Annotated in this window: 17 protein-coding genes and 3 pseudogenes; 16 read left to right on the top strand and 4 right to left on the bottom strand. The window is 63.9% G+C overall.

The window, feature by feature from the left end; all coding sequences use genetic code 11:
* Positions 1–13: 13 nt before the first annotated feature.
* On the top strand, positions 14–574 hold the full coding sequence (locus M2437_RS16695) for an AAA family ATPase (RefSeq protein WP_499006899.1): 561 nt from the start codon (positions 14–16) through the stop codon (positions 572–574).
* 157 nt (positions 575–731) lie between these two features.
* Positions 732–3,209, top strand: coding sequence for a S8 family peptidase (locus M2437_RS16690; RefSeq protein WP_499006897.1), 2,478 nt, complete (start codon positions 732–734; stop codon positions 3,207–3,209).
* A gap of 10 nt (positions 3,210–3,219) precedes the next feature.
* On the opposite strand, the gene M2437_RS16685 is transcribed toward M2437_RS16690, so the two are convergent.
* Both M2437_RS16685 and M2437_RS16680 read right to left on the bottom strand, forming a co-directional pair.
* Positions 3,220–5,043, bottom strand: coding sequence for a CHAT domain-containing protein (locus M2437_RS16685; protein WP_253388115.1), 1,824 nt, complete (start codon positions 5,041–5,043; stop codon positions 3,220–3,222).
* Positions 5,044–5,106: 63 nt separating this feature from the next.
* Complete coding sequence (locus tag M2437_RS16680; RefSeq protein WP_253388114.1) at positions 5,107–6,468, bottom strand: lipase/acyltransferase domain-containing protein; 1,362 nt, start codon at positions 6,466–6,468, stop codon at positions 5,107–5,109.
* Between the two features lie 287 nt (positions 6,469–6,755).
* Here M2437_RS16680 and tnpC point away from each other — a divergent pair, with 287 nt between their 5' ends.
* The 9 genes and pseudogenes from tnpC to M2437_RS16635 all read left to right on the top strand — a co-directional run bounded on the left by tnpC (position 6,756) and on the right by M2437_RS16635 (position 13,579).
* On the top strand, positions 6,756–7,949 hold the full coding sequence (gene tnpC, locus M2437_RS16675; protein WP_277570351.1) for an IS66 family transposase: 1,194 nt from the start codon (positions 6,756–6,758) through the stop codon (positions 7,947–7,949).
* 302 nt (positions 7,950–8,251) lie between these two features.
* Positions 8,252–8,626: pseudogene (locus M2437_RS16670) on the top strand (transposase); the annotation flags it as partial.
* 16 nt (positions 8,627–8,642) lie between these two features.
* Positions 8,643–8,858, top strand: a pseudogene (locus M2437_RS16665) (integrase core domain-containing protein); the annotation flags it as partial.
* Between the two features lie 458 nt (positions 8,859–9,316).
* Entirely contained in the window at positions 9,317–9,772 is a 456-nt protein-coding gene (locus M2437_RS16660; RefSeq protein WP_231345796.1) for a carboxymuconolactone decarboxylase family protein, read from the top strand.
* 202 nt (positions 9,773–9,974) lie between these two features.
* Positions 9,975–10,725: pseudogene (locus M2437_RS16655) on the top strand (SDR family oxidoreductase).
* Between the two features lie 40 nt (positions 10,726–10,765).
* Positions 10,766–11,191 carry a cupin domain-containing protein gene (locus tag M2437_RS16650; protein ID WP_253388112.1) on the top strand — a complete coding sequence of 142 codons (426 nt, stop codon included), beginning with the start codon at positions 10,766–10,768 and terminating at the stop codon, positions 11,189–11,191.
* Positions 11,192–11,285: 94 nt separating this feature from the next.
* Positions 11,286–12,191, top strand: a complete 906-nt coding sequence (locus tag M2437_RS16645) for a sigma-70 family RNA polymerase sigma factor (protein WP_253388111.1) — start codon at positions 11,286–11,288, stop codon at positions 12,189–12,191.
* A gap of 140 nt (positions 12,192–12,331) precedes the next feature.
* Complete coding sequence (locus tag M2437_RS16640; RefSeq protein WP_253388110.1) at positions 12,332–13,090, top strand: alpha/beta hydrolase family protein; 759 nt, start codon at positions 12,332–12,334, stop codon at positions 13,088–13,090.
* Between the two features lie 36 nt (positions 13,091–13,126).
* Positions 13,127–13,579, top strand: a complete 453-nt coding sequence (locus M2437_RS16635; RefSeq protein WP_277570350.1) for a GNAT family N-acetyltransferase — start codon at positions 13,127–13,129, stop codon at positions 13,577–13,579.
* Between the two features lie 51 nt (positions 13,580–13,630).
* Here M2437_RS16635 and M2437_RS16630 read toward each other — a convergent pair whose 3' ends face one another.
* Together M2437_RS16630 and M2437_RS16625 are read right to left on the bottom strand one after the other, a co-directional pair.
* Positions 13,631–14,299 carry an HAD family hydrolase gene (locus M2437_RS16630; RefSeq protein WP_253388108.1) on the bottom strand — a complete coding sequence of 223 codons (669 nt, stop codon included), beginning with the start codon at positions 14,297–14,299 and terminating at the stop codon, positions 13,631–13,633.
* Positions 14,300–14,379: 80 nt separating this feature from the next.
* Positions 14,380–14,901: a nucleoside deaminase gene (locus M2437_RS16625; RefSeq protein ID WP_253388107.1), complete on the bottom strand. Its 522-nt coding sequence runs from the start codon at positions 14,899–14,901 to the stop codon at positions 14,380–14,382.
* A gap of 165 nt (positions 14,902–15,066) precedes the next feature.
* Between M2437_RS16625 and M2437_RS16620 the strand changes: the two genes are divergently transcribed.
* The 5 genes from M2437_RS16620 (at position 15,067) to M2437_RS16600 (ending at position 19,219) form a co-directional block, all read left to right on the top strand.
* Positions 15,067–15,696 (top strand): tyrosine-type recombinase/integrase, encoded by a 630-nt coding sequence (locus tag M2437_RS16620; protein WP_231345804.1) that lies wholly within the window; start codon positions 15,067–15,069, stop codon positions 15,694–15,696.
* A gap of 398 nt (positions 15,697–16,094) precedes the next feature.
* Complete coding sequence (locus M2437_RS16615) at positions 16,095–16,904, top strand: IS5 family transposase (RefSeq protein WP_141951469.1); 810 nt, start codon at positions 16,095–16,097, stop codon at positions 16,902–16,904.
* Between the two features lie 188 nt (positions 16,905–17,092).
* Positions 17,093–17,287 carry a hypothetical protein gene (locus M2437_RS16610; protein WP_209688450.1) on the top strand — a complete coding sequence of 65 codons (195 nt, stop codon included), beginning with the start codon at positions 17,093–17,095 and terminating at the stop codon, positions 17,285–17,287.
* A gap of 649 nt (positions 17,288–17,936) precedes the next feature.
* A complete protein-coding gene (locus M2437_RS16605) occupies positions 17,937–18,269 on the top strand; it encodes a helix-turn-helix domain-containing protein (protein WP_253388105.1) in 333 nt (110 codons plus the stop codon).
* Between the two features lie 344 nt (positions 18,270–18,613).
* Positions 18,614–19,219, top strand: a complete 606-nt coding sequence (locus M2437_RS16600; RefSeq protein ID WP_253388104.1) for a hypothetical protein — start codon at positions 18,614–18,616, stop codon at positions 19,217–19,219.
* Positions 19,220–19,457: the final 238 nt, after the last annotated feature.

The raw sequence follows: 19,457 nt of genomic DNA, 5'->3' as shown, positions 1-19,457 counted from the left end.
ACTGCCTCGGCCATTGCCGGGCGAACTCGGCCTGCCCTTGTTCACGATTCAACTCGACGGGGTGATCACGAAGTTCATGGGCGAGACGGCAGCCAAGCTCCGGCTGATCTTCGACGCCATGCACAAGGCACGGGGCGTATACTTCTTCGACGAGGTCGATGCGCTCGCGACGCGTCGCGGCAGCGACAATGACATAGGCGAAGCGCGTCGCATGCTAAACTCTTTCCTCATGCTGCTGGATGAGGACGCCTCGTCCAGCATCGTCGTCGCGGCGACCAACCACCGGACGCTACTTGACCCCGCGATCTTCCGGCGTTTCCACGGCGTCTTCGGCTACGCTTTGCCCTCCGCGCAGGAAGCGCGTCAGGTGCTCAGGAATCACCTGCTGCAATTCGACCGCGATGCCTTGGATTGGACGACGGTCGATGCCGCCGCGCAGGATCTAAGCCATGCCGACCTTACCGCTGCAGCTGACGACGCTGCCCGCGATGCGGTGCTCGATCGCGACGGCCGCCTCGACACGGAACTTCTCGTAGTCGCCCTGAGAGACCGCGCCACGCACCATCGCGATTGACGGAACCTAGGCTGCTCTCCCATAAACCTCACCCCAGGTTGAGGGTAAGACGCCAAGAATGCCTCGGTACAGGCACATCCATATCCGCGCTCTCGGCGAGGCACCGCCGAAATTCCAAGGCAAGGGGGGGGGCAAGACGAACCGCCCGTCCGCAGTCTTGGACCGCGACGCACATGCGCAGGCTCTGAGAGCCGATCTAGAGAGCCTTCGCGACGAGCTGAGGAAGGTCCGGCAGCTTCAGAAGGAAGCCGGCGTGGCGCGCAACCGCAGAGGCCTGCCGATGACTGCGGAAAGCCGCGATACCGAATCCCTTGTCCTGGGCACCATGCGCTCCACCTCGCCGGGACTGAAGCTTCTCGCAGTCCGACGACACGTTCCCTCCTCGGACAAGAAGGTGGAGGAAGCGGGATCGGCGCGGGATCTCGCAACCTTCTTCATCAATCCCGACAGCATCGAATCCCTGCTGAAATCCCTGGACCAGTATGCCGCGTGGTCGGGCGGCAATGTGGATCCTCAGGATCTGATCGACGAAGAGGACGAAAACGAGGGGCCAGTCGGCTCTCCGAAGCGACCGAAGCGGTTCTGGCTGTTCGAAAGCGTCGAACAATTCCGGCTCGCGACAATCGAGGATCTCTGGGCAGACGCGGCTCGACGACTGCCCGAGTCGGGGCAGGTTGCCGAGTGGGAGGTCTGGCTGCGGAAGGGCTTCGAGCAGCTCTTCATCAACGAGGTTCTGCGACGCGAAATCCCGCTCTCAGGGCAGGCGACCGAATTCCTTGAGACGGTTCTCGTCAACGTGTTCGCCACAAGGGAGCAGGTCGCCGACCTGATCCGATCGACCGCGGCGGTCGTGGAACTGCGCGGTGCCTCGAACTTCGCGGCAGACGTTCTCGACCTCGTTCCGGAAGGCCGTCTGGATCTGGTGGGCAGTCTCGCATCGCGACTGCTTCCTCCCGCCGCCACGGCACCTCGGACGACCATCCTCGACACGGGCGTCAACCGCGCTCACCCGCTGCTTGCCCCTGCGCTGCCCAGAATGCGCTGCCACTCCATCGAGCCGAATTGGAGCCTCATAGATCACGACGGACACGGCACGAAGTCCGCCGGCATAGCCCTGTTCGGCGAGGACCTCGAGCGACACCTTCAGGAAGGAGCGGCGGCTGGCCCGATCCAGCTGACGACCGCGCTCGAATCGGTCGCCGTCATCGCACCATCGGGAGGACCGCGCGTTCCTGCGCGAGATGCGATCGTACGGGCGGTGGAGAGCGTCGAAGCGGATCCCCATCCTCGCGTCTTCTGTCTGGCGGGCACCGCGGCAGGAGAAGAAGACAACGGACGACAGACCAGCACGTCCGCAGCCCTCGACAAGCTTGCCTGGGGCGACGGAGAGAAGTCCCGCCTCTTCTGCGTCGCGGCCGGCAATGTGCCGACGAGCCCGTCGATGCCGTACCAGCATGCTCAGTACGAAGGGCGCAACATCGACCATCGCATCCAACCGCCTGGACAGTCGATCAACGCGCTGACGGTAAGCGCCAACACGGACAAAACCGCGGCAGGCCTACGGCTGGTCGCTCCGCGAGGCGATCTCGCCCCTACCGCACGCACCTCGCAAGGCTGGAGTCGCCGCTACGCCTTCAAACCGGATATCGTCATGGAGGGCGGGAACCACGAGAAGGATCCCGATGGGCTCTCGTCGCGATATTCCCACAGCCTGATGGTACTGACGACCAACCGCAACTCGCCACAACAACCCCTCGGTCTGACCTGCGAGACGAGCGCCGCCACGGCCAACGCCGCCGGCCTCGCGACTCGGTTGCTCGCCCGCTACCCGCGATATCGGATGGAGACTCTGCGCGCGTTGATGATTCACGCCGCAGAGTGGACGCCGGCCATGCGCGAACTCCACACCTTCGGCGTAAAGCAGGGCGACAGCGATGCGATGGCTTGGTCGCGGGTCTTCAGCTGCTATGGCTGGGGCGTTCCGAACGAGGAGCGCCTGTTTGAGAGCGCGTCGAACGTGCTCACGCTCGTCGTCGAGGACGAGTTGAAGCCCTACAAGCGTGTCGACGGCCGCATTTCCCTCAACGAGATGAAGTATTTCAAGCTCCCGTGGCCAGCGGACGCTTTGAAGGCCCTCAACCAGGAGGAGGTCGAGATGCGATGCACGCTCTCGTACTTCGCGGATCCGGATCCCCTGGCCGACAGCCGGGATCGCCGCGACCGATACGCCTCCCACGGTCTGCGGTTCGACCTGAAGCGCTTCGGTGAGTCCGACGAAAGAGCCCAGCAGCGCGTGAACGAACTTGCCGAGGTCGAAGCCGCCGACATTCCATCCGTGGCAACCGAGGACGACGGATGGATCGTCGGCTTCCAGAAGCGGCGCCTGGGATCGGTCCATCACGACATCTGGACGGGCAAAGCCTTCCGCTTGGCGGAGCGCGATGGCCTATCCGTCTACCCGGTGAAGGGTTGGTGGAGCGATCGCACCAAGGGCGGCTACGAGGACAAGAGCGTACGGTTCAGCCTCGTCGTCTCGATCAGGACGCCACCGGCAGACGTCGATCTGATGGTCGAGGCCATCGCGAAGGTGCCGGCCGAGCTGCTGGTCGAAAGCCTCGCCACGATCGAGACCTGACAGGTCGTCCTCAAACAACCTGGGCCAGCACGTCGCCGTAGCAGACGTAGGCGAAAGGCGTCGGCGATGCAGCCGCAGCCGCTTCACGGCTCCGACGCATCGCCTCGCCGAGCGTCAGGTTATCCCGGTAGATGCCGGTCATGAAGGTCTGGATCACCCCGGAAGCGTGCCGGTCGGTCACGCGCCAGAGTGGTGCGACGAATCCGCGGAAGCGACGGGCCGCGAGAACCGACGCCCAACCCTCCATGGCGCCGAGCGAGAAGCTTGCGTTGCCCACGTCGCAAGCGTTGAACACCACCACCGTTCCGTCTTTCTCGCCCAAGGTCGTGCCGGAGTGGTCGACATCCATCCGGTTGACCCAGCCGTCGTTCAGCAGGACGCCGCTCGCACCGGGCTCTCCGAAGCTGCCGTGCCCGGCGAAGTGAAGGGCTGCGACCTTCTCCTCAGGCAGGCCCGTCGATAGGACGGCCAGGAACGCGTCCCGTCCGGCCTCGCACGAGATTGCCCCAAACTCGCTGCACATCCAGGCCGACTCCGCGACGGCGAAGGGAAGCTGGTGTGCGGGATTGGTGTACTTCGGTGCGAACGTGGCGATGGCTCCTCGTGGAAGCTGCTGCGTGAGATAGCCTTCAGCCTGCTTCACCCAGCGTGCCACCGGATGGTCGAGCATGAGGTGATCGCCTTCCCGGCGGGTCGCAGAATCGACCGGCTGCATGAGCTCCCAGTGCATGTGGGGTTCGTCGGTGACGATCTGGATCGAGAAGTCCGCACCGAGACGACTTCGGACAGCCCAGTATAGTTCCCGGAACTCCGGTGGCGTGGCGTTCCAGATCTTCTGGCCGTAGCCCTTCAGAGTGGGAGCGTGGCGGCCAGGCTGGAGCAAGACGGCCTGGTTGCGGAGCTCGGCGGCGAACTCCCTGGTCTCCGGGCCAAGGGCGATGCTGCCGGAGCGGTCGGCCGGACCGGCGACCACGTGGGTCAGGGAGGTCCAGGCGTAGCTGTCGTTGACCCGCAGCGACAGGATGCGGATCGTCATGTCAGGCGCTCTGCGGGACTCGACGATCTCGTTCCAGCCCACGGTTGAGCCGACGGGTGTCGGAGCGGCAACCTGGTGCCTTTCGATCTCCACTGAGCGCTCGGCATCGCCGCAATGGCGATTGTTGCGATCGAAGAGCGCGCGGATGTGGATCAGGTCGCGCTCCTCATCGATCGTTCCGACAATCCCCTCGACGGTGACGGGGATCGATGTCTGGTTCCGGCGCACGATGACGGTACCGACGTTGGCACCCTTGGCGAAGGTCATGTCGGCGCAGAACACCTCGACGCGGATTGGTACCGAGCTCCAATCCTCGTCCAGATCGGATATGCGGACGCTCTCGCCACGCGTTTCCGCGTCGGGCTCCAGGGCAAGATCGATTCTGATCTTCAGTGGCTGCCCCTCCACGGCAGGCCCCTGCGGCGAAATCGTGGGATGGCGGACGATGCGCGTCCCTTCGTCGGATCGCGGCCCAGCCTCGAGTTGATCCGGCCTCTCCCGCCCCGTGTGGGGAGGTGGCTCGCCAATCGACGGATCCCAGTGAATGGCAGGCTTCAGGGGCGCCGCGACCACCAGAACATCCAGCACGGCACGCACGCCCGGCATCTGTCTCAGCCGCTCGACGATGCGACGTCGGGCATCGCCGCTTGGAACCTCGCCGCCGACGATCAGCCGGCCTTCCTCGGATCGCACGACGATGCGGATGCGGCCGGCATAGTCCGGATAGGCTTCCTCCAACTCGCGAAAGAAGGTGCGCCATGCCTCGTCGGAAAAATCTGGGCCGGATCCGCGTGCCACGTGTCGCTCGGTCGGTGCGTGCAGGGAATGCCGACGGAGCCGGCATACGTGAGGCGGCCGTCCTCAGAAGACGGTGAAGATGTCGGTGACGGGCGATGAACCTTCGCCTGTCAGCTGGATGCGATAGACACCTGGCGGTAGTCGCACCTCCCCGCGGAACTCGTTGTCTCCACCATCCCAGAGCCAACCTTCGGTTGCGACCTTCTCCGTTTCCACTTCGGTGATCGCGAACCGCAGACCCTGCCGGTATGCACCGGCCCAAGCCTTGAGTTCAATGGGTCGATCAGTTGCGTAGGCATCCTCAATATCGAGCCCCAGCGACGCGGCGATCCCTGTGCGGAAGGCCGCGTAGTTGATCTGGGAGCCTTCGAGCCGACCGCACAGATGGACCAGCGCCGCGTCGGCATTCTGCAGCGAAGCATGTGCGTCGGCGACGAAGGAGGCGGTGTCGTCGGTCATCTCGAACGGAAGTGCCGAAACGCGCGGGACCGTTCCGTCTCCACGATAATTCTTCCCATCGTGACGCAGCAGCAATTCAACGCCGTCGCGGGAGGCGCGGGCAAAGGTCGACGTCGCCTGCTCCGTGCCGATGAACGGAAGGACCCGAAAATCCCGGGTGTAGCCCTCGATTAGTGCGTTGGATGCCTGCGCCTCGCGGATGTCGTCGTGGAACCGGTGGGCATCGGCGACGCGGTCGGCTGACAGATTGGGGATGCCAGAGACTTCCCGGAGCCGCGCCGTCGAGAAATCGTTGCGCACAAACACCGGATAGATTGGAAGCAGCTGGTGGACCGACGTCATGCTCCGGACGAGCTTCGAGACATCCGCCACTCCGCCCAGATGCAGCCCGTTGGCGAGGGCACCAAGCGCCTTCGGCGCGCCGCGGAACGGCGTGCCGAACGTGGCCAGGAGAGCCGTATGGCGCCAGCCCTCAAGCACTTCGAGGAAATGCCTGGCCACCAAGCCTCCCATCGAATGGGCAACGATCACGAGGCGGGCCGAAGCGTTGCCGCTACTCTCGCGCCATTCCTCCAGCCACTTCGGCGCCTGACGGGCAAGCGCGCGTGCGGCGACGCGGTTGTCCCGCCGCCAATCGTAGGCCAACTCGAAGAAGTTGCGCCCGGGATCGAGGCCAAACCTGTCGACCAACGTCGCTCGGATCTTCGTGTAACCGTCGATTTTCCAGAGCCCCGGCATCAGGTGAAGGTCGGCGATCGGCCGGGTCGGCCTGATGCCGTCGCCGATATCATCGACCTCAGGATCGTCACCCTGCAGCTCGAGCGCGTCGAGCCGGCTGCCAAGAGTTGCAAGGTTTTTGAAGAGTACGCTCGGTGCAGTGCCCCACAGCTCCCGGCCATCGGGGCCGGCAAGCGCGGACCCGAGTATGCCGGGGATCAGGACAACGACATTTGGATATCTGGCCATGGGCTACTTACGATGCACTGATCCACGGTCACGGTGCAGACCACCGGCTCGACGCGCACATTTTATGCGTAGAACATATTGAGAACAAAAACTAGCACCAGCAGTTTCACTCTCATACCATAGGTTGCTGTCAGGCGGTAAACACCCGGTCTACGCACGTCTTCACAGCGCCCGCCCAGGCCTGCGCGAGCGTTAGTCGATATCGTCGACGAGATAATCCGCTCCGGCGTGTCAATCGGCGTCCAATAGGGGGTCTGGCGCACTCTCGATGCAGTCGACCCCACCCAATGCCGATCAGCCGCGCTTCGAGCAGATCGAGCTTGGCCCAACCGAACATCTGTCGCTTCAAGGTCGTGCGTCATGTGCACGAGGCCTTCGCCTGCCGCGCCTGCGAGCAGGTGGTGCAGGCGCCCGCGCCCCACCACGCCGTTCCCCGCGGACGGGCCGGTCCCGGACCGCTCGCACACATCGCGGTGGCGAAGTTCGACGACCACCTGCCGCTCTACCGCCAGACCGAGATCTACGCCCGTGACGGCATGGACCTAGCCACCTCGACGCTCTCGGGCTGGCTCGGCGCCAACGCGGCCACCTTGACGCCGCTGGTCGACCTCCTGCGCCGGGAGGTGATCGCCGGCTCGGCCGTCCTGCACGGCGACGACACGCCGATCCCGGTGCTGGCGCCGGGCACCGGCAAGACCCGGACCGGCCGGCTCTGGACCTACCTGCGCGACGAGCGCCCCCACGGTGGCGCCCGTCCGCCGGCGGCTGTGTTCTTCGCCTCGCCCGACCGCCGGGGCGAGCGCCCGCTCGCACATCTGGCGGGCTTCTCCGGCGTGCTGGTGGCCGACGACTATGCCGGCTTCAACAGGCTCTACGAGGAGGCCCGGCCGGGCGGCGCGTTGGCGGAGGCCGCCTGCTGGGCTCGTGTCCGGCGCAAGGTCTTCGACGTGCACGCCGCGACGGGTTCGGCCCTCGCGGCTGAGGCGCTGGCGCGGATCGGCGCGCTCTACGGGATCGAGCGTGACCTGCACGGCAAGCCGCCCGACGCCCGCACCCGGGAACGGCAGGCTCGCTCGACGCCGCTGGCGGCGGCACTGAAGGCGTGGGAGCAGACGTGCCTGACCCAGCTGCCGGGTCGGTCCGAACTGGCCGAGGCGTTGCGTTACATGCTGGCGCGCTGGCCGGCACTGACGCGCGCCTTCGAGGATGGGCGCATCGCGCTCGACAACAACGCGGCCGAGCGGGCACTGCGCGGCGTGGCGGTCGGGCGCAAGAACTATCTGTTCGCCGGCTCCGACCTCGGGGCCGAGCGCGCGGCCGCCTTCTACACCCTGATCGAGACGGCCAAGCTGAACCGGCTCGATCCCGAGGCCTACCTGCGCGACGTGCTCACACGCATCGCCGATCACCCGGCCAAGCGGCTGACCGATCTGCTCCCCTGGAACTGGACACCTGCCCAGCCGGCTGCGCACGCCGCCTGACCAAGCGACCCATCACCGAGCGCTTACCCTGTCTCCACCACCGCGTCGGCCAAGATGGCGCTGCGGGCGCTGCCAACCGGTGGCTGATGCTGGATGCCGAGATCAAGGAGCACGAAGCCATTCTCGAGACGCTGGTGCGTGCCCAGGCGCCGGCGCTGATGATTGTACGAGAATCATAGAGACTCTTGCCAAATTCAATGATGAGACGGGCGCATTATAAAGTCTGGAAGTGGTTGGCCGGATGATCCCATTTAGTGAGGATCGCGACTTGTATTAGGCATTGGGGTGACGCCGAGTCGACTCGAGAAGCGCCGGGCGTGTCGACCGGCACCATCGCCGACATGCTCGTCGTCCTCGGCGACAATCCCCAGCGGATCCGCTCGGAAGCCGCGTTCGTCAAGCTCTGCGGTGTGTGGCCGGTACCGGCGTCGAGCGGCAAGACCAGCCGCCATCGCCTCAACCGCGGCGGCAACCGCCGGGCAAACGCGGCCTTTTACCGGGTCGCTCTCGTCCGCATGCGGCATCATCCGCCGACCCGCGAGTACATCCAGCGCCGAACCGCCGAAGGAAAGTCACCCCGCGAGATCCGTCGCTGCCTCAAGCGCTACATTGCCCGCCAAATCTACCGGCACCTCTGCACCGGCAAGCTCATGTGCCCCGACCCAAATGCCGCTTGACCAACATAGGAGCAGCAACGCCCTGGCCGAGACGATCAACGGTCTGTTCAAGGCCGAGGTGATCCATCGCCGTCGGCCGTGGCGATCCTTCGAGGCGGTCGAGTTCGACACCCTCGAATGGGTCGATTGGTTCAACACCCGCCGCCTGCTCGAATCGATCGGCAACGTGCCTCCCGCCGAGGCGGAGGCGCGCTACTTTGCTCAGGCAGAGGTGCAAGCCTTGGCTGCTTGAGCCAAACCAAACGGCCTCCGGGAAAACTGGAGCGGTTCACCTCCAGCCGGTGGACGCCGTCTTTGACTGTGGCGCCATAATGATGGTCCGATCGTTCGCACAGCCTATGTGCAGAGTCCGCTTCCTGGTTAGGGGCGAAGGTCTGGAAGTGGCGCGTAGCCGACCAGTCGGCATGCTAACTCCTGACCCCAAGCGGGCATTCGACGTGCTGCCGCTAAAGGTCCGGATGGGGGCGGCAACCAGACCTTGGCGCTTCGTCCGGCAGCAGACGTTCCGTGTCTGACCCATGTCGATCGCCAATCGAGCTGCTCAGCCTGCTTGGAAGCGGACGCAGATGCGCTCGGCTGGAAGATGATCCGCTTCGAGCGAGAATGTGGCATCGCATGTCACACTCAAGTCGCTTGGCTCGTCATGGCTTTGAGCGTCGATCACTGGCACTCCGAGCACAAGGAAAAGACATGAGCAAGAACAGGCGACTGGTCTGGAACGAGGTAGCCCCGCAGGGTGCAAAAGCGCTGTATGGCATCCACCACTACATAACCACCGGCACCGATCTACCCCATGAGTTGATCCACCTCATCTTCCTGCGGGTGTCACAGATCAATGGCTGTGCGCACTGCATCGACCTGCACACGAGGGACCTTCTCAAGACGATGCCGCTCGAGAAGGTCGTCTTGGTTTCTGTGTGGGCTGAGGTGCCCCACTTGTTTTCCGAACAGTACCGCGCCGCTCTCGCCTGGGCGGAGGAAGTCACGCTGATCAGCGAGACCCACGCCTCCGATGAAGCCTATGCCGCCGCTAACACTGTCTTTACGGCCAAGGATCTCGTCGACCTGACGATCACCATCGCCGCGATGAACGCATTTAACCGCCTCGGCGCACCCTTCCGCCTCCCGGTCCAGGCGAAGGCCTAGTCGGCTCTGCCGCTCCGTAAGGGGCCAGCACCGTTCCGTTCACGCCGATGTCAATCGATTCCTGACCGCAGGTCCACGTGTCACCCCACTGACTTTCCCGGGGCATGTCACATCGGGCTCACCTACCTCGTCCTTTGTTCGACGGGCGCCTGAAAGCGGCGAGGAGCTGCCCCGTCCGTTCTCGAACAAGGAAACGGGTGCCATGAAGATCGTGGTGATTGGCGGAAGTGGCCTCATCGGGCGTCACCTGACGGCCGAACTTTCGCGACAGGAACATGAGGCCATAGCTGCCTCGCCGAGCAGCGGGGTGAACGCGCTGACCGGCGAGGGCTTGGCCGGGGTTCTTGCCGGAGCCGACATCGTGGTCGACGTGTCGAACTCTCCGTCCTTCGAGGACGCGGCAGTGCTCGACTTCTTCGAGCGCTCTGGCCGCAACCTCCTCACCGCGGAGCGCGAGGCGGGTGTGAAGCATCACGTCGCCCTATCCATCGTCGGAACGGACCGCCTGAGGGGGAACGGCTACTTCCGGGCTAAGGTGGCGCAGGAAGGGCTCGTCAAGGCCTCCGGCATCCCCTTCACCATCGTGCGGGCGACGCAATTCTTCGAGTTCGTCGCCACCATAGCCGAAGGATCGGTCGACGGCACCCGCCTCGTCGTGCCCAATGCGGACTTTCAGCCCATCGCCGCCGCCGATGTCGCCGCAGCGCTCGCCGATGTCGCGCTCGCTCCGCCGCGCAACGCGACGCATCGAGATCGCCGGGCCAGACCGCCTTCCGTTCCGCGACTTCGTCGCCCACTGGATTGCATCCACCGGCGACCGTCGGGAGGTGCGGGCCGACAGGGCGGCGCGCTACTTCGGCGCCGAGCTCGATAAGGGGTCGCTTGTTCCCGAGCATGCGGAAGCGGCGCGGCTTGGGCCGACGCGGTTTGAGAGCTGGCTCGCTTCCACCTGAACCGCTGCAATTTTCCCATCCACTAAGAAAGACCCCTGCTATGTTCAGAACATCCCTGCTGGGAGCCCTCTTTGCCGTCTCCGCCGTCTCCGCCGTTCCTGCGGTGGCGGCCGATGTTGCGAGGGGCGAGGCCCGCGTCACGACGATCTTCGACCATCCGCTGCCTTCGGTTCCCGGCAAGAGCCTGCGCGGCGTCCTCGTTGAGTACGGTCCGGGCGGCTCCTCACCGTCCCACACCCACGCCGCATCTGCCTTCATCACGGCAACTGTGATCGAGGGTGCGGTGCGCAGTCAGATCAACGACGGCCCAGAGAAGGTCTTCCGCGTCGGTGAGAGCTTTGTCGAAATGCCCGGTGATCACCACGGTGTCAGCGCCAATGTCAGCGATGTCGAGCTCTCCAAGCTCCTCGCCGTCTTCGTCGTGGACACGGCCGACCGGATATTGACGACGCCGGACCGGCCGTAGCAACGGCGAGACGGGATTGCACCTGTTCAAGGCGGCAAGAATAACCGATGGTCGTCCACATCTGCTCAAGCGACTTTGTTTTCTAGGAAGGACCATGTCGCAGGCCGAAATCGCCACGGTGACCTTCGAGACCCATCGCGCGCGGCTTCTGCGCATCGCCTACCGCATGCTTGGCTCGCGCAGCGAAGCGGAGGATGTCGTGCAGAATGCCTGGCTGCGCTGGGTGGCGGTGGACCAGACGAAGGTCGCTGCTCCTTATCCGTTTCTCGCGCGCATCGTTACGCGCCTCTGCCTCGACGAGATGAAGTCGGCCCGCGCCCGCCGGGAGACCTACGTTGGCGCTTGGCTGCCTGAGCCACTCGTCGAAAAAGATGATGATGGAGTGGACGAAGATGACCTGACGTTGACGCTGATGATGGCGCTGGAGCGCCTGTCGCCGCTTGAGCGGGCGGCATTCCTCCTCCACGACGTCTTTGGGGTGCCGCTCGGCGAGGTGGCGAACACGCTCGACCGGGAGGCGGCGGCTGTGCGCCAACTCGCCGTCCGGGCACGGCGGAACGTGCAGACTGCGCGTCCGCGCTTCCCCGTAGAGCGCGAAGAGGGCGAGCGGATCGCGCGCGCCTTCTTCGCGGCGTCCACCAGCGGCGACACCGCAGCGCTGCGAACCATTCTCGCCAACAACGCGGTGCTGCACTCGGATGGCGGCGGCAAGGTTCTGGCCTTCATCAACCCCATCACTGGATTGGACCGCCTCCTGCGCATGTTCGAGGGTGTGCGGCGCAAATGGGGACAAGGCTGGGCGCAGATGCTCGAACCTGTCTGGATCGACGGCTTGCCCGGCTATGTCAGCCGCGAACGCGGCAATGTTCTCCAAACCACTGCACTCGCCATCGAGGACGGCCGGATCACTGCGATCTACATCACCCGCAATCCCGACAAGCTCCGCCACGTCGCGCAGGCTCTCGCGGTGAGACCGAATCCAACCTCGCGGACGCAGTGATCAGGCAGCGGGCGTCCCCGAGTCGCTCCACTCGACATTCAGCTTCGCACTCTTGGCCCCAAGCGGACTCTGGGGTGACGGCCGCTAAAGGACCGGATGGGGTGGTTTGCGGACAGAAGCGGTGTCAGGATCGGTTGGTGATGCTGCAAGTCGTCAACCGTCCACTATCCGGCCTTGGACAATCCTACGGACCGCCCGGCGATGGCCCGTTCCCTACCGTCATGGTCCTGCACGGCTCGGAGGGAGCGTGGTCAGGCTACAGCTACCTGACGGCTGCCATCCTGGCGGCTCATGGGTTCCTAGCCGTCCCGTTCGGCTACTCTGTCGGCGGCGACGTGTGGAACGCGGGCGACATCCGAGATGTCGCCCTGGACCGGACGGCCGAGGCCCTGGCTGAGCTTCACGCGCTGCCGCTATCGAGCAAGGTCGGCCTCTACGGCATCTCCCGAGGAGCCGAACATGCCCTGCTCATCACCTCTTTGATGGTCCGGGACGGCGTTCCTGGCTTGCCCGATGCCGTGGCTGTGCACGCTGCGCCCGACGTGATCTGCGGTGCTTTCATTGGTGCGAGTTGTCGGGACAGTGGCGATCCTGGGTGGCGGGCCTGGGATCCGGCGGAGCGGGCATGGACGTGGCGCGGCTCGTCCGACGCTCTGCTCCCAACCACTCCGATTGAGATTGAGCGGTATGATGGGCCTCTGTTCCTCAGCCACGGCACACGGGACGCAATGTGGTCGGTGGCGATGACTCAGCGGCTCGAAGCTCGCTTGCTGCAAGCTGGGCGCGCCCCGGAAGTGCATCTGTTGGCGGGCCAGGACCACAGCCCGCATGGCGAGGATGAGAACGAGCACCACCTCAGGCTCATCACATTTCTACGGCGGACGCTGGAGGACGCTTAGGGTAGAAAGCAGCCGGCCCATCGGTATGCTGGCGTGATGACATATACTCTTGTGCGCATTGCCGACGCCGCCGACTGGCAGGTCTACCATGCCATCCGTCGTTCCTCGCTCTGGGAGGAGAGAGGTCTTGATGGCTACGACGATGCTCGCCCGCAGGAGCGCTTTGCTCACCATCACGCTCTGCTTCTGAAGCTGGATGAGGAGGGGATCGGCACCACGCGGCTGGACAACCTGAGGGACGGGACGGGCATCGTAAGGCTGGTCGCCATCACAGCATCCCTGCGGAAACAGGGGCACGGCCGTGTGCTCGACACGATGGTCGAAGACTATGCACGAGAGATTGGGTTGGGCGAACTGTTCGTGAGTGCGGCTTCAGATGCCGAGGGTTTCTACACTGCGACCGGCTGGAGCCGTGTCACAACGCAGGTGCCGGAACTGCTTGGAGACGCCGATGGGTGCGTTCGAATGACCAAGTCCATCATCCGCTAAGGGTGAAAGCGGACGATCAGCATTCCCGACCTCGCCCCCGTCATCGCTATCTCAGGGGCGTGCCAGCACCAGAACCTGCGAGAGATGGTCGATGCTGACCCCCGGATTGGAAGGGGCGTCGGTCGGCCATTCGGCGACCCCGTGAAACCAAGCGGTGCTCATACCAGCGGCGTGAGCGCCAAGAACGTCGGCCAGTGGATTATCGCCAACGAATAAGCAGCGCGAAGGCTCGGTCCTGCAAGCCGTTGCGGCTCGGAGGAACAGTGTCGCGTCCGGCTTCCTCAATCCCTCCCGCTCCGAAATGAGGACGGCATCGACCAACTTGTCCAGTTCAAGCGCCCTGACATGCCTCAACTGAAACTCCGTCTCGCCGTTCGTAACGATGCCGAGGGCGAGCCCCCGCGCTCGTAGTTCTTCCAGAACCGCCCTCATCCCGTCGAAGGGTTGGGCGAAGCGCGCGCAGCACGCGCGGTAGTCCGCGAGCAAGATCTCGGCGTGCTCGGCCCGTCCGCCGAACTCGTCCAGTATGGCCGGGTAGACTACGGACTTATGGACGTGTCCCCGCCGGTCGAGGACGAGGAACCGCGCACACCATTCATCCGACTGAACTTGACCCAGATGATCGGCGTGCCGCTCGAATTGGTCTCTCAGGAACGCCTTGAGGGAGGTAGTGCGATCCAGCAAAGTTTCGTCCAGGTCGAATAGAACAGCATCGATCATAGCCTTGTAACGCTCCCGCTCGTGACAGGCGTCCTCTATAGAATGCTGGACAGCGTGTCCTGGACGGCGGCGTAGGGTGGTTAGTTGCCACGGGGGTTTAAGCGGACCGCTTGGGCAAACTCGGGCGCGCCACCCATCGTCCAGAACGGCTCTTTAGTCAGGTCAAGGAATTGTCTGAATAGTTCGCGCGCTTCCTCTCGACGAACTCCTTGGCGGACCGACAACGGGCGGTCTTGATGCCGCGGGGGAAGAGCAGCGTCCGAGACGTGCGCGCACCCCCCATAGGGATCGTCCATCGCGTAGACCAATCGCGTAATCGGCAAATGTCTGACCGCCCCCCAGCACATGATGCATGGCTCAAGCGTGGTATACAGGCATAGATTGTCGCTTCGCGAAAAGCTGTAATCACCTTGAAACACCTTGCGGAAAACAATCATCTCGGCGTGATCGAGATGGTTTGATCCCATAGCCTTCTGGCCGGTAGTAACAATACGCTCGCCCGCGGCCAGCAGTGCGCCTACCGGGAAATGCGATTTGGCCAGGGCCTGCCGCGCTTCATCAAGCGCATGACCCATCAGCATGTCGTCGAGATCGTCGTTCATGCTGAGTGTTTACGTGTTGCGTCAATGTCCGAGAAGGGTCGGGAGCAACGGTCTAGGCCCGCCGGCTCCAATGTCGGCTTGTGTTGCAGAGAGCTGTCATTCGACATTGGGCGCACTGGCAGCATCGGGTTCCTCATGGCGGGCTCCTGAACCCAGGAGCCTGTCATGCCTGAAGTCGTTACCGTTTCCACAAAACCGCGTGTTCCCTGGAACCGCGGGCGTATCGTCGGACCCAAACCGCCGCTGAAGCCGAAGCACATCTGGGCCCTGCGCACGCGCCTCCAACTCGCCAACCGCACGCGAGACCTCGCCCTGTTTAACCTTGCCGTCGACAGCAAGCTGCGCGGGTGTGATCTCGTCGGCCTGCGCGTGAGCGATATCTACCTGGGCGACGCCGTGCGTCTCCGAGCGACCGTCTGCCAGCGCAAGACCGGCAGGCCGGTTCCATTCGAGATTACCGAACCGACGCGCGAGGCTCTCTCGGCTTGGCTGACGGCACGCAGGTTGAAAGCCGGCGACTGGCTGTTTCCAAGCCGGAGTCGGCTCGGAGAGCATCTCACGACGCGGCACTACAGTCGGCTGGTCGACCGCTGGGTTGCCCTGATCGGCCTGGACCCTTCGGCGTTCGGCACGCACAGCCTGCGCCGCACGAAGGTTGCGCTGGTCTACAAGCGCACCGGCAACATCCGAGCCTGCCAACTGCTCCTTGGCCATACCAAGCTTGAGAGCACGGTTCGCTACCTCGGCATTGAGGTTGACGACGCGCTGATCCTCTCAGAGCAGACCGAGATCTGAAACGGGCGCCGCGGTCGAAATGGCCGCGGCGTGTCAGTAAAATGGTCGCCCCCAGGGTGCCAAATGACCCCTTCCAGACATTCGAAGTGCGGCTGACGAAGGTCCGGAAGATGTAGAGAAGCGGACCTCGGCTGACCTACGAAGCGGACGTCCCGCATGAGACTGGACCTCGCCGTTAAAGCTTACTGAGCTGGCGCGCGAATTCGGTCGTTCGACGCATGGCTGCGGCGGTTTACCTCTTGCGAAGATTGCGTCCTGCACATGCCCGGCATCGTTCGTTTGAAACGCTCCTTCGTCGTCGACCGTGCCCTGCAGGCCATCTACGTCGAAGCGCCAGCCGATGTCGTCACCTAGAGGCTGTTATGGACCTGTCAGCTGTGAGGCTCAGATGATGGGCGATGAGCCTGTCCCGGAAAGCCTACCCGTCTGATGTGTCCGATGATGAGTGGGCATTGGTCGCCCCGTATCTGACGCTGGTCCGCGAGGACGCTGGCCAGCGCGCGCATCCGTTGCGGGAGGTGTTCAACGGGCTGCGCTACGTGGTGAAGACGGGCGCGCCGTGGCGCTGGATGCCCCACGACCTGCCGCCCTGGGCGGCCGTCTACCAGCAGGCGCAACGCTGGCTGCAGGCGGGCTGCTTCGAGCAACTGGCCGAGGACCTTCGCGCCGTGCTGCGCCTGGCGGCCGGGCGCAAGGCGGAGCCGTCGGCGGCCATCCTCGACAGCCGAACGCTGCGGGCGACGCCCGAGAGCGGCGAGCGGGCCGGCTACGATGGGGCCAAGCGCAAGCAGGGCTCGAAGCTGCATATGGCGGTGGACACGCTCGGCCACCTCCTGGCCCTGCATGTCACGCCGGCCAACGCCGATGACCGCGCCCAGGTCGAGCGTCTGACCAAGGCTGTGCAGGCGGCCACCGACGATCACGTCGAGATCGCGTTCGTGGATCAGGGCTACACGGGCGAGAAGCCAGCCACAGCCGCGCGCAGGCACGGCATCGAACTGGAGGTCGTGAAGCTGCCGGAGGCCAAGCGCGGCTTCGTACTGCTGCCCAAGCGCTGGGTCGTGGAACGCTCCTTTGCCTGGGCCACCCGCTTCCGCCGGCTCGTCAAAGACTACGAGCGCTATGCCAGCACGCTGGCTGACCTCCACATCGTCGCCTTCGTCTGCATCATGCTCAAAAAGGCCGCTCTACTCGCAGCCAGTTCATAACAGCCTCTAGGGCACGTGAGCGAGCGAGCGCGAAGAATCCTGACTGAGCGCAGATCGGCACTTCAGGCGCTCACACGAATGCTCGAGGAAAGCGGTTACCTTTCCCGTGACGAGATCGACCTTGCGCTAAGGGTGGGGACGGATCCGGAATCCGACGTGCGTTCCATGACTGCCGCAGAGGTGCTGTGATGTTCGCGCTGATGCCTGATGCCCCAGAATTGGGCGATCTGCAGCCGCTTTCCGACGCGATCGACACGCTCTGCGAGGTCCTCAATGGCGATCGCGAAACCATCATCGCAGGCTTGGCCGAGATCGTGCGCAAACGCGCGGAGTTCGAGGACTTCAGGATGATGTCGGTGGATCGTCGAAGCACCCGACGATAGACCCGTCATCCTAGCGCCTGAACGACCGAGCAGATTCCCGCCACGAAGCTCGAAAAACCACCTTCGGGGCGGGAACAACGACAAAGCAAGTTCGGATCCATCCCTGCACAAGGGCGATCCCTGCCGATAGCACACGCTTCTGGCGCCAGAACTTGTCAATGAGAGGTCAAAAAGGTGAGCTATTTCTTGCCCCGCGGTAGGACGACGGGAGAGACCAGCACCTTGGCCGGGGGGCTTCTTCTCGGTCGCCTCCGTCGAGAGCTTCCGTCTTCTGACCTTTTGAACAACATCAATGGTGTTGGCCGAGGAGGTGCGCGGTGACACGTCTGCGGTGGTTCTGCCTTGGCGCTTTCCCTTGGTCTCAACGGTAACCGTCCGCTGCCTCACACTGCGCGGGAGCTCGTGAGGCTCTTCCTGCAACGGCTCGTCATCGAACCTGTTCTTGAATCCCATGTGCGCGGATCCATCCGACCGTGCTCGCCGACACTCGCTTCGCTCCTATCAGACGGCGCTGTACAAGGCGTTACCATTCCTTCGAGTGCCGACGTTTCAACCCGTTCTGAAGGTACAAATCTGGAATGGGTGCCGACGACAGGAGCACCGATTGGAACCGAAATGGGAGCGCGCCCCCTGATGACGGGCCACCGGCATGACGCCTGACGAATTCAAAGCGGCATTGCGCAGGCTCGGCCGGACACAGATCGGCTTCGCGCTGGAGATCGGCGTCTCTCGTCGCACCGTTCATCTCTGGGCCGAGCGGGGCCCCCCAGCCTATGCGGTCTATCTGCTGACGTTGATCGAGCGGTATGGCGTGTCGTCCACGCAGCATAGCCCACTGCAGCCGATCTCTGCGGACCCTGTTTCCGTGCTGAGCGACATGTACACGCGGGCTGCCTCAATCGGTGCCGGTCCAGGCTTCGTCAGCGCAGTCGAGCTTTGGCTACAAAGTCATAGGAGTGACAGTAGCGGGACCACAAAATAGTTAGCCGCGCTAATACAAATCAAGTCGAGGCAGAAAATTTTTGACGCGGACATACAATGCCAATTCATTGATTCTGCGCACGAAATCCCCAAGGTCGCCCAGCAATGGGACATGTCGATGCCCGTTATCCACCATGTGTAGCCGGCGAAGACGGTCTTCGGCGATTGCCAAAGGGGCAATTTTAGCCCTTTTTGTCGCAACAAGCCGACGCAGAAGTTCGGCCGCTCCCCTTGGTTCGCGAGCGGAACCTTGCAGGAAAAGACTATGACACGGCCAATATCCGTATAGACGGGCAATTACGTTGCACTCCCGTCCGTGCGGAAGCATTTCGGGATGGATGGGTAATGTTGCACGTTGCATCAAAAGCTCGGCAATCAGCTGGCAACCCCGCAGCCGATGCGCGCTATCCTGGATTTCGAGGCGGCGTGTGCCGCTCTCCGATCCGCTATCGGCATCGATGGCATCGTGACCTCCTCATTCAGATAGCGCTCGATCCCGAGATCGACGCGATGGAGCCGGCCGGGATGGAAGTGCCCGGTTGCATCGCACTCGCTGTGCGCCGTGCATCCAGCCGAGTGTTCGTCGTCGGCATCCACGACACCTCATCCCGGCCGGAAGTCTTCGCCCAGGATCCCATCGTCCTCGTCGGCAGGGCCACAGTCATGATGGAGCCGTTGCTGAGCGACGCTCGGTCGGTCTGGGCGACGCGGCACCTTCCTATCGCTGCAAGCGACCGCGTCAGGGTCCTGTCCCACCTCGACCGAGTCGCTGAGGCTGAGCTTCGTGATTTGGCTGCTCTCGTCAGAGAACCCGCCGATGGCGTCGACGTCGTCCTCGCCATGGCTTGTTCGGGAGACGTCGCGATAACGCTTTCGGATGGCATCTGCCCGCAAACGAAGGTGCGAAGAAGGCAATCGCGGTCGGCCGCGTGCGTGAACGGCCGCCTCTGAAACGCCGATCCTACTCCGTAGTTGTCCACAGAAGATCAGCAGATCTCAATGAGCCTCGCCGAATCCCCTCTTGCCATGGGGAATCGGGCCTGGCTGATTGGTATGCGCAGTCGCTCGTTATCACTCCTCGGGTTAGGGAGTGCGCCTTCGGGACGCGAGCGATAGTCGGGGACTGCCACCCCTCGGCGATATGCAGTCGCGCACCGACTCGGTGCCGCGGCCAGTGACCGATTACCTG

This window comes from Methylorubrum pseudosasae, assembly GCF_029504475.1.
Lineage (GTDB): Bacteria > Pseudomonadota > Alphaproteobacteria > Rhizobiales > Beijerinckiaceae > Methylobacterium > Methylobacterium extorquens.
Note: the sequence above shows the minus strand (reverse complement) of the source record. Positions and strands in the feature narration are given on the sequence as shown.

Coding starts and splice junctions, on each gene's coding strand:
- M2437_RS16605 (WP_253388105.1), top strand. CDS start 17,937: ATGACGCCTGACGAATTCAAAGCGGCATTGCGCAGGCTCGGCCGGACA.
- M2437_RS16645 (WP_253388111.1), top strand. CDS start 11,286: ATGTCGCAGGCCGAAATCGCCACGGTGACCTTCGAGACCCATCGCGCG.
- M2437_RS16610 (WP_209688450.1), top strand. CDS start 17,093: ATGTTCGCGCTGATGCCTGATGCCCCAGAATTGGGCGATCTGCAGCCG.
- M2437_RS16600 (WP_253388104.1), top strand. CDS start 18,614: ATGTTGCACGTTGCATCAAAAGCTCGGCAATCAGCTGGCAACCCCGCA.
- M2437_RS16625 (WP_253388107.1), bottom strand. CDS start 14,901: ATGAACGACGATCTCGACGACATGCTGATGGGTCATGCGCTTGATGAA.
- M2437_RS16615 (WP_141951469.1), top strand. CDS start 16,095: ATGAGCCTGTCCCGGAAAGCCTACCCGTCTGATGTGTCCGATGATGAG.
- tnpC (WP_277570351.1), top strand. CDS start 6,756: ATGCCGATCAGCCGCGCTTCGAGCAGATCGAGCTTGGCCCAACCGAAC.
- M2437_RS16635 (WP_277570350.1), top strand. CDS start 13,127: ATGACATATACTCTTGTGCGCATTGCCGACGCCGCCGACTGGCAGGTC.
- M2437_RS16640 (WP_253388110.1), top strand. CDS start 12,332: ATGCTGCAAGTCGTCAACCGTCCACTATCCGGCCTTGGACAATCCTAC.
- M2437_RS16620 (WP_231345804.1), top strand. CDS start 15,067: ATGCCTGAAGTCGTTACCGTTTCCACAAAACCGCGTGTTCCCTGGAAC.
- M2437_RS16650 (WP_253388112.1), top strand. CDS start 10,766: ATGTTCAGAACATCCCTGCTGGGAGCCCTCTTTGCCGTCTCCGCCGTC.
- M2437_RS16630 (WP_253388108.1), bottom strand. CDS start 14,299: ATGATCGATGCTGTTCTATTCGACCTGGACGAAACTTTGCTGGATCGC.
- M2437_RS16660 (WP_231345796.1), top strand. CDS start 9,317: ATGAGCAAGAACAGGCGACTGGTCTGGAACGAGGTAGCCCCGCAGGGT.
- M2437_RS16680 (WP_253388114.1), bottom strand. CDS start 6,468: ATGGCCAGATATCCAAATGTCGTTGTCCTGATCCCCGGCATACTCGGG.